The 11,154-nt window shown below is 42.5% G+C and carries 13 protein-coding genes; 8 read left to right on the top strand and 5 right to left on the bottom strand.

The features are described from left to right. Complete coding sequence (locus tag LBPC_RS14705) at positions 1–780, top strand: replication initiation protein (RefSeq protein WP_003600377.1); 780 nt, start codon at positions 1–3, stop codon at positions 778–780. A 291-nt stretch (positions 781–1,071) separates the two neighbouring features. Here LBPC_RS14705 and LBPC_RS16725 read toward each other — a convergent pair whose 3' ends face one another. Together LBPC_RS16725 and LBPC_RS14710 are read right to left on the bottom strand one after the other, a co-directional pair. After that, on the bottom strand, positions 1,072–1,170 hold the full coding sequence (locus LBPC_RS16725; protein WP_018041624.1) for a type I toxin-antitoxin system Fst family toxin: 99 nt from the start codon (positions 1,168–1,170) through the stop codon (positions 1,072–1,074). A 288-nt stretch (positions 1,171–1,458) separates the two neighbouring features. Continuing rightward, a complete protein-coding gene (locus tag LBPC_RS14710; RefSeq protein WP_016377574.1) occupies positions 1,459–1,956 on the bottom strand; it encodes a DUF536 domain-containing protein in 498 nt (165 codons plus the stop codon). A 304-nt stretch (positions 1,957–2,260) separates the two neighbouring features. Between LBPC_RS14710 and LBPC_RS14715 the strand changes: the two genes are divergently transcribed. Genes LBPC_RS14715 through LBPC_RS14725 form a run of 3 tightly spaced genes read left to right on the top strand, consistent with a single transcriptional unit; the run spans position 2,261 to position 5,162 of the window. Beyond that, complete coding sequence (locus tag LBPC_RS14715; protein ID WP_003603550.1) at positions 2,261–3,316, top strand: efflux RND transporter periplasmic adaptor subunit; 1,056 nt, start codon at positions 2,261–2,263, stop codon at positions 3,314–3,316. Continuing rightward, positions 3,313–3,993: an ABC transporter ATP-binding protein gene (locus LBPC_RS14720; RefSeq protein WP_003603548.1), complete on the top strand. Its 681-nt coding sequence runs from the start codon at positions 3,313–3,315 to the stop codon at positions 3,991–3,993. The genes LBPC_RS14715 and LBPC_RS14720 overlap by 4 nt, the downstream gene beginning before the upstream one ends. Then, complete coding sequence (locus tag LBPC_RS14725) at positions 3,993–5,162, top strand: ABC transporter permease (protein WP_003603547.1); 1,170 nt, start codon at positions 3,993–3,995, stop codon at positions 5,160–5,162. The genes LBPC_RS14720 and LBPC_RS14725 overlap by 1 nt, the downstream gene beginning before the upstream one ends. 617 nt (positions 5,163–5,779) lie before the next feature. Here LBPC_RS14725 and LBPC_RS14730 read toward each other — a convergent pair. From LBPC_RS14730 to LBPC_RS14740, 3 genes are all read right to left on the bottom strand, one after another. Continuing rightward, on the bottom strand, positions 5,780–6,283 hold the full coding sequence (locus LBPC_RS14730) for a stage II sporulation protein M (RefSeq protein ID WP_003663162.1): 504 nt from the start codon (positions 6,281–6,283) through the stop codon (positions 5,780–5,782). Positions 6,284–6,292: 9 nt separating this feature from the next. After that, positions 6,293–6,790 carry a hypothetical protein gene (locus LBPC_RS14735; RefSeq protein WP_016377575.1) on the bottom strand — a complete coding sequence of 166 codons (498 nt, stop codon included), beginning with the start codon at positions 6,788–6,790 and terminating at the stop codon, positions 6,293–6,295. 73 nt (positions 6,791–6,863) lie between these two features. Further along, entirely contained in the window at positions 6,864–7,121 is a 258-nt protein-coding gene (locus LBPC_RS14740; RefSeq protein WP_003603546.1) for a class IIc cyclic bacteriocin, read from the bottom strand. Positions 7,122–7,862: 741 nt separating this feature from the next. On the opposite strand from LBPC_RS14740, the gene LBPC_RS14745 reads away from it, so the two are divergent. The 4 genes from LBPC_RS14745 to LBPC_RS14760 are packed head-to-tail and all read left to right on the top strand — an operon-like array spanning position 7,863 to position 10,647. Beyond that, entirely contained in the window at positions 7,863–8,174 is a 312-nt protein-coding gene (locus LBPC_RS14745; protein WP_003603544.1) for a plasmid mobilization protein, read from the top strand. Beyond that, positions 8,156–9,550 carry a relaxase/mobilization nuclease domain-containing protein gene (locus LBPC_RS14750; protein ID WP_003663168.1) on the top strand — a complete coding sequence of 465 codons (1,395 nt, stop codon included), beginning with the start codon at positions 8,156–8,158 and terminating at the stop codon, positions 9,548–9,550. The genes LBPC_RS14745 and LBPC_RS14750 overlap by 19 nt, the downstream gene beginning before the upstream one ends. Before the next feature lie 12 nt (positions 9,551–9,562). After that, complete coding sequence (locus LBPC_RS14755; protein ID WP_003603542.1) at positions 9,563–10,042, top strand: hypothetical protein; 480 nt, start codon at positions 9,563–9,565, stop codon at positions 10,040–10,042. Positions 10,043–10,053: 11 nt separating this feature from the next. Next, positions 10,054–10,647: a hypothetical protein gene (locus LBPC_RS14760; protein WP_003603539.1), complete on the top strand. Its 594-nt coding sequence runs from the start codon at positions 10,054–10,056 to the stop codon at positions 10,645–10,647. Positions 10,648–11,154 lie beyond the last annotated feature (507 nt).

Genomic DNA, 11,154 nt, shown 5'->3' on the forward strand with positions numbered 1-11,154 from the left:
ATGGCAAATACAATCAACAAAAAACAAAATCTGGCGATGCAGGCGTTGCTTAAACGCCAAGACTATCTTGTTACACAAGGCAATGACTTGGCGCGGGCTTTTGGCAACCTAACATCTTTTGAACATAAGGTCTTGGATTATTGTTTTAGTTTTGTTAAATCAGATAGTAAACTTGAAGAAGCCTTTAACGTAAGCACCTCAGATATTCTTCATCATCTAGGTTTAAGCTCTCAGGGGAAAAACTATCGTCGTGTCGGAGAAGCTTTTAAACGACTGAACGAGCAAACTGCATTGTATCTATCTTTCAAAAATCAGGGAGGAAAAGTCGTCCTCAGAATGGCACAACTTTTTGAATATATTGATTTTGTTGAAGATGGAGCTATTCACTTTAAATTTTCCCGTCCTGCAGCACCGTATGTATTCCAACTACGCAAAAATTTCTATTCTTTTCACCTTTCGGAACTAGCTAATGTGCGCTCTAAATACGCTTTAACCATGATGAAGTTGTGGAATGCAAACTCTAATGGAAAGCTAGAGAGCACCTCTATTAAGGGCTCTATTGCAGACTGGCAGAGTTGGTTTTTAGGGAGCAATTCACATGGTGATCCCATTCACTGGCAATCTGGACGATTTAAGCAAAAAGTTCTCGGAACCGCTATTAGTGAACTTGGCAAGCTCTACCCACAAACACTATTTACCCTGATGACTAACAAACAAGGACGTGCTGTTACAGGTTATCAACTTGACATTACGAACATTCACACAAGCTTAAAACTGTGACATTATCTTTGACATTTCGTTATAAAACGAACCCAGTTGAACTACCCTCACTTAGCTAAGCCTAACAGCTCTTATCGCTTGAAGGGGGGAGTTCAAGCTGTCTTATTAAGCATAAAATAATCGCACATCTATCATTTTTATTGAAATTGTGCTATACTGATGCCAATCGAATGGAGACATAATTGTCGCCAGGAACCGCTGTAGCGCTACCTACAGCGGTTCTTTTTACGCAAAAAACGCCACCCCGCTACGGATGACGTTCTGGTGCCAAAACTTGGTCAAACCTAGTCGCTACTTACGGTCATCGTGGTGGTTCAACCAGTACTCGAACAAAAGCAAGAGTACACCAACGATGATCGGCGCGGTAACCGCTGAATCGAATGAAGACATACTTGTCACCTCCTTTAGGCGCGGTATCACGCGAAAAGGCGTAGCGACTAAATTAGTATACCAAAAAAGCCGTCAGTACCCGCTTAATTGTCTTTTAAATCTAGACGATTTTCGTTATAAAATGCACTTAGTTGACATAATGATCCTTAGTCGCAGTATTCGTCCTGCCTAGCCTCTCATACCCCACTTTGTGAAATCATAGTGGTCTACGTGCTCCTACCCTGCCCTGTTGGGCTTTTAGATTGTAAAACTTAGTGAAAAAGCCACCGCAGTTAGCGGTGGCTTTTGTTATTTCCGTGGACTAAACAGTCGTTGCCAAAAAGGCACTGGCTGTTCTGGGCTATTTTTGGTCGCTTGAGGGGCTTCTGGTGCGCGGTCGTGGATTTGATCGTCTCCTGGCTCAGAACTGCGCTCAGGTCCATTTTGAGGCATCTCCAGCCGTTTAAGCTTGTTCTCAGCCATTAGTTGGAGCTGTTGCGATTGATCTAGTAGCTTCTGGAGGTGCTCAATCTGCTTATCCTTTGCTCTAAGCTGCTCTACAAGAACACTGTTCGACTGCGCACTCGCCTGTTCAGTGTGCACACCATGCGCCTTTTGTGTGCGTTCCGAGTGTACTCCCTTGTATGCAATCATCTCCTTGATGACCTTTATACCAGCATCATCTATCAGGATACGGTGTGCGCTCTCGTGTGTGTATCGCACACGAAAAGACGCGGTTAGATATTTACGAATACCAGATTTAGATAAGCTCAATTCCTCTGCAAGTTCTTTGATGGTCTTACTCATAGCTGTCCTCATCTCGTGCGATCTAATGTCAATTATAGCAATGGCTACAGACGACTACCCATAAAAATACCCGAAACGATCTCAGAAATCGTTTCGGGTCACTTATTTGAATCAGATTTTAAGCCTTATTTTATAATGTTTTTGAACGATCCGTTAGGGTTAACCCTAGTGGATCGGTATAATTGTTTTCGACAAAATCAAAAACTCATCGTCTTATGGGTTAGGTTGCCACAAGCGTGTCCTGACCGTATGCTATTAATATTGAACGTTATGGATAAAACAGTGAATAGAGTCGGAGGCAGTAATGAAACACAAAAAAGCTTTAATCATCGCAGGTTGTCTTCTTTTATTAGTTCTGCTGGCCATTACGGCCATTAAGATATTCGAATTTCAAACGTCAGCTTCTCATGACCAGAAACCTACTTATTCCATTCAACGCATTCATCACACTGACGACCTTGTTGAGTCAGGGAAGATCGTTGCCAACGACACCCGGCTTTTACATAATCCAACTGGACGGATTGATCAAGTCAATGTGAGGGACGGCGATCACGTTGCCAAAGATGCGGTTCTGCTAACCGTTTATGATCAAACTGTTCAAGACCAAGTTAATGAAGCACAAAACGCATTAGATAAAGCACAGCAAGGATTGAATCGTGCCATCACCGCAAATAACAAGGTGATCGACCAATTCAATAAGTCCACTGATGCCACAGAACGAGAAACGTTGCAAGAAACGATCAATAAGAACAAGGATGACATCTCCGATCAGACGCGCGATTTGCAAGCACAGCAGACACAGCTCACTACCTTAAAGAACAAGGTTTATCAAAGCTTGTTAGCGCCATTCGCTGGTATCTTGACAATCATCAATGACGAGAAAACCGGTGATCCAGTTATCACCATCAACTCTGATGAGCGTCACGTCCAAGCAAAAGTAACCGAATATGACTATACCAAGCTAGCTAACGAACACCCCGCAAAGATCACAGCCATCGCCACTGACAAATCCCAAACAAGTGTCGTCCGGAATTTGTCACAGGTGCCTGACACAACCGATAAGCAAAACATCGCTACTTATCCGTTTACGGTACCTGTAGACGGCCGTTTTATGTACGGTCAAAGTGTCAAAGTGGCCCTGCCACAAGATGAAATCAAACTATCAGCTAAAGCAGTTGTTACGCGTGACAAACAGCTCTTTGTATGGCGAGTTAATAGCGCAAACAAGGTCCATCTTCAGCCAGTTGAGGGTACAAAAAAGAATGGCGTCTTTGTTCTAACCACTGGCATCAAATCAGGCGCAAGAATTGTAACCAACCCGGATAAGTCGCTCAAAGACGGCATGAGGGTGGTTAAATGATTCGCTTAAAGTCGGTTAACAAGTTTTATAAACAGGGGGCCACTAGCTTCCATGTCCTAAAAGATATTTCATTCAAGATTGATGCTGGTGAGTTTGTCTCGATTATGGGTCCGTCTGGTTCCGGAAAATCAACGCTCATCAACATTGTTGGCTTTCTAGATGATCAATTTGAAGGTGAATACTGGTTTATGGACGACAACATCCAAAAGAAAAGTCGTCGCGACTATGCAATATTACGCAACCAAAGTGTCGGTTTTGTTTTTCAAAACTTCAAATTAATTGATACCTTGTCGGTCGCCGAAAACATCGGCCTTCCGCTCATCTATGCTGGCAAACGACGAAAGGCTATTCGCTCCGAGGTTCAACAAGTTTTAAGTCAGGTCGGACTGCCTGATTTAGGAACCAAAAAACCGCGCGACTTATCCGGTGGTCAACAACAACGGGTCGCCATCGCGCGCGCGGTTATTACGAAACCCAATTTTTTAATTGCTGATGAGCCAACTGGGGCACTAGACAGCCAAACCTCCTCTGAGATCCTTGAGCTTTTCCAAAAGCTCAATCGGGAGAACCACACCACCATTATCATGGTGACTCACGATCAACAGGTCGCTAATCAAAGTCAGCGCATTATTCGCATTCTTGATGGCACGATCGAAAGCGATGAGGAGGTTCACTGATGAAAATTCAAGAACTGCTAGCAACTGCTTGGCAATCACTCATCGCTAACCCCAAGCGCAGCCTTCTGACCGTGATTGGTATTGTCATTGGCATCGCTTCCGTCATTACCATTATTTCGTTAGGCAACGGCGTTGAACAGGCCACCTTAAAAAATTTACAAACAACCCAAACAGGCAAACAATCGATAACTATCGATTATATCCCATATAACCCTAGCAAACCTACACCGGGTTTCAATCAAAGTGATATCGACTTGTTAACGGTTCAGCATGACATTGGTATTGACAAAGCAACCCTGCCCAAAGAACCAGACAATCCCTTTCAGTCAAATGTCCTCGTTAACGATGCCAACCAAACGGCCTCGCTCTCCTTAGTTAAACCAACCCAATTAACCATCATTGCTGGTTACCAAATTTCCGCCCAAGACCGGCAACTTAAAAATCAAGTCGCTATGATTAGTCGCAGCTTCGCTAAAAAGTGTTTCCGCACAACGATAAACGCTTTACACACTGCGCTTATTATCAACGGCTACAGTTATCAGGTTATTGGCGTGATCTCGACTGATAATAGCGCCGATATTTATCTTCCGAAAGAAACATATCTAGCGAACCAGACTAGTACCAGCGGTAATAGACTTAAACTAACTTTTCAAACTGGCAGCAACGTTTCAAAACAAGCAAAAAAGGCGGTCAAACTGCTCCAACAGTCAGGCAGTCAGCGATCATTAGGGGACTATTATTATTTCGATGCGGGCGCATTGCTCAGCGGCATCAGCAAGGTCATTAAAGGGCTCACCTATTTTATTAGTGCTATTGCCGGCATTTCGTTGTTTATCGCTGGAATTGGTGTGATGAACATGATGTATATTTCCGTCTCAGAACGAACCAAAGAGATTGGCATTAGGCTAGCCATTGGCGCAACCCCAACCCTTATTATGTGGCAATTCTTATTGGAAGCCATTATTTTAACAGTCTCCGGCGGTTTAATCGGCTTCGCTTTAGGTTATGGAACCGCTGTTCTCATTTCTTTAATGTTACCTTTTAATGCCGTGATAACACTTAATACCTTCTTTTTAGCCTTTGGCGTCTCTTCCTCGGTGGGATTAGTTTTCGGCATCTTACCTGCCAAACAAGCCGCTGACAAAAATTTAATCGATATTCTACGTTAATCGTTTTAAACGCAGTCCGTCTTTCTCACACAGCACCATGCTGAAATGGACTAGATTTCATTTTCGATATACTTGGTGCATATGATAAAACTCACTAACAAGTTCAAAGTCTAAATTAGTGGCTGGTGAAAGCTGGCTTGATAGCTGCACAATCACTGATATGCCAAGACGCAATCAGTTTATTAATTCGGATAAAATTAATTTAAGTGCGCAAGAAAACACGATATTTGCGATTTTTAGTGCACTTGCTGCGTAAAAATGAATTTGTCTTTTTAAAGCTTAATCTTTTGTCTCGATTCGTGTTGTCAAGATCGCCCGTATAGCAAGTGCTGTGGAACTGTTAAGCGGAAGACCAGTTGCTAAAAGACTGTTGTATCAGTTTTTATATAGCTTTCACCAGCCACTAAATTATATAATTAAAATTTCTTTCCAAGATGCAAAAATCCCTCCTCCTTTCCAGATAAAGCGACGTTTGCAAAACATGCCGTTAGAGAGAAAAATAAGTATCATAATAACTATAGGCTTAACCTAATAGCTTAAAATGGATCTTATGCAGTTTCAGCATTAATCGGCTCAAATCATTGCAGCAAACATTGCAAATAATTACAGTATAAATATCAAAGGAATATCGAAACCAACCATGGCGTTATATAAACCTCAAAAAAAACAGATGTAAAGTAAAGTGCTAACGGCCAAATTAACTTTTTCATCTTTTCTCGAAAGCTTGCAATATGATATTTAATCAAAGTCCCCGAAATAATTACAATTGCTGTCATTTCTGGAATTCCATGAGGTAAAACCACATAGATAAATTGCTGAATTCCTAAACGCTGAAGTAATATACCAACAACGGCTGCATTAAGAAAAAGTATTATCAGTGGCAAACGACTGTTAATAATTGACAATATGACAAGTACAATCACAAACAAAAGATTCCGAATTAAAATTTCTCCAACATTTTTAATATCTATGAGCGTCAATGGATTATGGCTTATATAATGAATTTTTCCATCGCCGCTCAGCAGATAGCCAGCTGCACAACCTGTAAATACAGAAACAAAGGATGATAAGAATGGCCGAACATTTATTAATCTGTACACTCTTTCAAGGCTCAAATCCATCCCACCTTATTAAACTAGACCCTTTATTAAATTAAATATTGATGTGCCGGCCGTCAAAATGAAAGCAAATACTATAAATATAATTTTCCAGTAAAGTATTGCCGATTCACTCCTAGCCACATATATCAAGACAGCTGTGTATAGAAACGTCTCCATTATTGATCTTGGCACTACTTGTATAGGTGAATTAAAAATCAGTAAATATGTAATTTCAAATACGCTTAATAAAATAAATGCAACTCCGTACCCCCAGTATATTATTGTACCGGTTGTTTTCCTTAAAAGTAATCGATATAGAATAGAAATAACAAACATAGTAAAGTAAACCACAACCATCTTCCCGATGACAAAAATACCAACAGAAATATAAAGTGGTAGCTTCTCAATTAAATTCCCTAATGATGAAGTTTCATTGCGAAGTATATTCAGTGTTAATATAGTTTGAATCGTTGTGAATGCCAGCAAAAACAAGAATATTGCTGCATTAACTTTATTTTTTTCTTTCACTGTGCTCCCCCCAAAAAAACAAAAGCTCTTGGACATCATAACGTCCAAGAGCTTTCGTCAATAATACAGTATTCTAAGCACTAACTGCTCCAAATGCAGTAGCGATCGGTACAATCCATGCTGGCAAGGTAACGCCTGCAACAACTGAAAAAGCACCTGCCAGTGATCCTCCCGCTGACACATAATTAACCATATCTTGATACCACCCTGGGGCCAAATGAATTCCGAGTTTGTTTGCAATAAAATAAATGTTAGTGAAAAGAATTGTTACCATTAACGCAGCAATAACAAAAGAGCCAATAGTTAGAACCGTCTTTTCCATTTTGGTCATATGGAGTTTTTCCACCGTGCTTAACATTACTCTCATTCCCTTCATAATTAACCTAACAATATACCACAAATTGTATTACAATTTAATTATAAGTCCTACTATTCATTCTCGCAAATATTTTTTCTCAGAAGGGAGATCGATTTCAAATGAAGACATTTCTGAACGTCTTGCTTATTGCTGGCTCCATTTTACTGCTTGGTTTACTATTCTCTAAAAATGAATGGTTTGCTGTAGCAAACCTAGTTTTTCTGGCACTGATTTTTGCCATACAACGTTTCTATGGAAAGAGTCACACTCATGAGTAGGGGCCGGTGAATATTAGTATGCCGTTAATCACAGTTTTTCAAAGTGCTCAATTGGACTAGTGTCTGCTTCGCTAAACACTACTTGAGTTTAACAATTTGATTATTTTGGCGTGTGACTTCGGACATACTAAAAGTCTCCGAGTTTTTTGTCGATTTTGCTTTGCAAAATTGATCGATTTTCATAGCCGTTACCTGTTCGGTAACGGCTGTTTTTGTGGGGAGTTAAGAGGGGAGCGAAGCGCCCTTCTTACAAGCCATTTGCTGACAATTGGGGAGCGTAGCGATACCTAATTGTCTAGCAAATGAACTGCTTGCCCTACGGTTAAATTATGTTAGACTGGACGTGAGCAACGCGATCGTCTGGCCTTACATAACTTTGGCCAATCGCCGACCAAATCGGGAGGGTATTAGCCCTATAGAGAGGTGGTTCGTTTTCATGATCCCCAAACGTCCTCAAATAAATTTTCGTCTTGATCCTGACCAATACGAGAAACTTCAAAAATCAGCTGCACCCTTCGGGCTTTCCGTGAGTGCTTATGCCAAGTCCTTGGCTATGAAATCCCGACTTCGCGAACCTAAATTTAGTCACGAAGACGCCGTTACCATCAACTTAGCGCTGCGTCACCTGGGCACCAACTTAAACCAACTGGCCTATCACGCCAACGCCGGTGATTTGACTGCCTTACAGAAAGCTCAAATGCAGGAAATTCGAGAGGCGGTTGATGCGATATGGCAACAGTTAAGCTAAGTCGTGCAGTGAGTGCTGGTGCCGCGATTAATTATGCGGAAGGTAAGAATCGCCTCAAGGAAACGGATCGGGCCTGGCTGCGTGAGCAGGGTGTCGATGATGAGCTCGTGGCTAAGTTAAGGGATCGAGCCGTGGCCCGTGGTGGCGAAAACGTTGATCTCAACCACGTCCGCAGTCAGATGCGGTCTACCCGTGAACTATTCGGCAATCGTGGGAAAACGCAAGCCTTTCGTGTCATTCAGTCCTTCGGGCCTGAAGACTTTAATGCCGCGGATCCAGCCGCTTGGCAACAAGTCAATGCGCTAGGAGTTGAACTAGGTCGCCGGATCGCGCCAAATCATGAGATTGCCGTCTACACCCATTTAGATGGTGATGGTCATAAGCTCCATAATCACATCATCATCAATGCCCCTAACCTCATTACCGGTCGCAAGTATCATCATCAAAACGATTTTGCTCGCGTTGCGGCGATTAACGACACCCTTGTCCGTGAACACGGACTTTCAGTGATTCAACACCACTCGCAACAACAAGAACGTCATACCTTGGCAGAACGCAAAATAAGCGCCAAAGGCGCTTACGTCTGGAAAGATGATCTGCGCTCCCGTATTGATTCGGTCATGCAAGATTCACGTACAATCGATTTTAAGGCGTTCTCAGCGTATTTATTCGAAAAAGGTGTTACAGTTCATGATCGCGGTCAAAACGTCTCATACGCGTTTTTAGACGCCCAAAACAAGCAACGACGAGTGCGCGGCCCCAAACTAGGGACAAGTTACGAAAAGGAGGCAATCACGCATGAGTTGGCAAACCGAACCCAAGCTCGAGAAGCACAACGCTTATCCGAGCAAGAACAACAGCGAGTTATTAACGCTCATCGAGCAACTGAACAACGAAAATACCAAACTCAATCAAGAGAACGAACGGCTCAACAACGAGAACCAAACCATGCATCAGCAACTCAAAACTTTGAGCGTCTTGCAAACACAAGTGGACACATGGAACAAAAAGCTCGATCAATGGGAACCCATTATCGCCAACTCCGACAACGCATTAAAACAGCAATTAAACCACTTGCAGCAGAGTTACAACGATTTAGCGAAGCAATACCGCGATTTGCACAAACAATTAGCGCCTATCTCCAAAATCAAGTAAGGAGCAATTACGTTGCCCTGAAACAAAAACTGGAAGCTGAGTTAACCTCTGCCTCAAAACCACCCGAAACACCGGCACACTCTGAAACTTATCAGCAATTGCTAGGCAAGATTAAGGAAAACGAAGCCATTGGTGAGCAAAAGCAACGGACCCAAGCCCAACAGCGGGCCAAAAGTAGGCAACAACAACGTCACAATGAAGGACCTACACTGGAACGATAGGGAGCAAGCACAATGACACTTTCAGAATCAGAAATCACAGCCTTAGTTACCGAACTTTTAGAAGGCCTGCGAGATGGTCGGCTTCATTTAGCCGAATCTGCTCAATTAACGGCTCACCTTGAGCAAACCATTAAAGAGCTGTACGCCGCTGATCGCGGACATTTATTTGGTGATGCACAGGCAGACCGCCAAATTGCTGATGGTCGGTTAGACGATGCATTAGCAGACTTTAAAGCACAGCTTGAAACCAGTCATAAAGCCTTGCTTGCGCAAGCTAAAACAGATTTAAACGCTCAGAAAATCAACGCTGAAGCTGAAACGACGCTCAAACAGGCCATTCAGGAAGCAACACGCTTAAATCAAGCAAGCCAAGCTTTACAAGTCGATTTGAAGCACAGCCGTCAGGCTGTCTACTGGGGCTATGCGCTGACCTTCCTAGGTGGTGTCGTCATCACGGCGTGCCTGATGTGGCTATGCTTTATCCCAAAGTGAGGCGATTAAATGTGATCACGATCATTCAGAGCTTTTATCAGCTCCGTTGGCGCATATTAGTGAGCTTCTTAATCTTGTTAAGCTTACTCAGTGTAGGTGCCATCAACGGCCGCATGCGTGTCATGGGAGAAGTCCTATGGTATCAATATCGTGCAGGTCAGTTAACCGTCAAACCCATTAAAACAAGCCAGTATGGGCGATCAGCAACCCAATCTCTTCAACGCCAATTAAAAGCTGAACAGCACAAGCAGAACGCTCTTAAAGCCTATCAAATCAACCCCTATGCCCACTTAGAGGGTCAAAAAGGGCAGTTACAGCGTCGAAATCAAGCCTTGTTACTTGCCAATCAACAAAAATACATGGTCCAGCGACACCAAGAAGCCCAACAAGAACATGTCTTACAACTTGAAAAACAGCTAGATCAAGTATCAGAAGCTTATCGATTCTTAGGATCAGTCTTGATTCCAGGAACCGTAAATACAGATAGGGCAAAGTTGGAAACCATCTTGCAGCTTTGTCAGCAACTACCCAAAGACGCTCCAAAATATGCTTATTATCAGGAACTAGCAGAAGCAGCAACTAAAAACTTGCCGACTAGTTTCTAGGTTTTAAGGGAACATCGTGACCGTTCTCCGAGCCCCTGGGCGAGGTTTTCTTGAACCACGCAAGCGAAGCGCGCTAGGGCAAGCCAAAGGCGCGCAGGCAGAGCCGGAGTTAAACGTGGCGTAGCCACACCTTTTTGGGAGCGTAGCGACCAAGTTTTTGTTTTTGATCTTGTATGGGGTTTGGGGAGAGGTTCTCCCCAAGGTCTTTTTGACATTTTTAGTTCTCAAAAACTAAAAGAATTAAAAGTTTTTTGAGCTTACGCGCGTATGTCAATACATTAGTAGTTACATTTGAACTACATTTAAATACATTAGGCGATGGAGAAATCTTGATAGACCGCAGGTTTGCGGGAAAATGTATATCAAAAAGGTCCGTCATGTATATCAAAAAGGTCCGTCATGTATATCAAAAAGGTCCGTCATGTATATCAAAAAGGTCCGTCATGTATATTGTTTTTTTGACAAATACTCTTTATCCGGTATTATAGCTATTAGAGGTATTAAAAG

It is taken from the genome of Lacticaseibacillus paracasei subsp. paracasei (assembly GCF_000829035.1).
Taxonomy (GTDB): Bacteria; Bacillota; Bacilli; order Lactobacillales; family Lactobacillaceae; genus Lacticaseibacillus; species Lacticaseibacillus paracasei.

Excerpts from the sequence above, each read along its gene's own strand:
- LBPC_RS14705 (WP_003600377.1), top strand. The coding sequence starts at position 1 with ATGGCAAATACAATCAACAAAAAACAAAATCTGGCGATGCAGGCGTTG.
- LBPC_RS16725 (WP_018041624.1), bottom strand. The coding sequence starts at position 1,170 with ATGTCTTCATTCGATTCAGCGGTTACCGCGCCGATCATCGTTGGTGTA.
- LBPC_RS14710 (WP_016377574.1), bottom strand. The coding sequence starts at position 1,956 with ATGAGTAAGACCATCAAAGAACTTGCAGAGGAATTGAGCTTATCTAAA.
- LBPC_RS14715 (WP_003603550.1), top strand. The coding sequence starts at position 2,261 with ATGAAACACAAAAAAGCTTTAATCATCGCAGGTTGTCTTCTTTTATTA.
- LBPC_RS14720 (WP_003603548.1), top strand. The coding sequence starts at position 3,313 with ATGATTCGCTTAAAGTCGGTTAACAAGTTTTATAAACAGGGGGCCACT.
- LBPC_RS14725 (WP_003603547.1), top strand. The coding sequence starts at position 3,993 with ATGAAAATTCAAGAACTGCTAGCAACTGCTTGGCAATCACTCATCGCT.
- LBPC_RS14730 (WP_003663162.1), bottom strand. The coding sequence starts at position 6,283 with ATGGATTTGAGCCTTGAAAGAGTGTACAGATTAATAAATGTTCGGCCA.
- LBPC_RS14740 (WP_003603546.1), bottom strand. The coding sequence starts at position 7,121 with ATGACCAAAATGGAAAAGACGGTTCTAACTATTGGCTCTTTTGTTATT.
- LBPC_RS14745 (WP_003603544.1), top strand. The coding sequence starts at position 7,863 with ATGATCCCCAAACGTCCTCAAATAAATTTTCGTCTTGATCCTGACCAA.
- LBPC_RS14750 (WP_003663168.1), top strand. The coding sequence starts at position 8,156 with ATGGCAACAGTTAAGCTAAGTCGTGCAGTGAGTGCTGGTGCCGCGATT.
- LBPC_RS14755 (WP_003603542.1), top strand. The coding sequence starts at position 9,563 with ATGACACTTTCAGAATCAGAAATCACAGCCTTAGTTACCGAACTTTTA.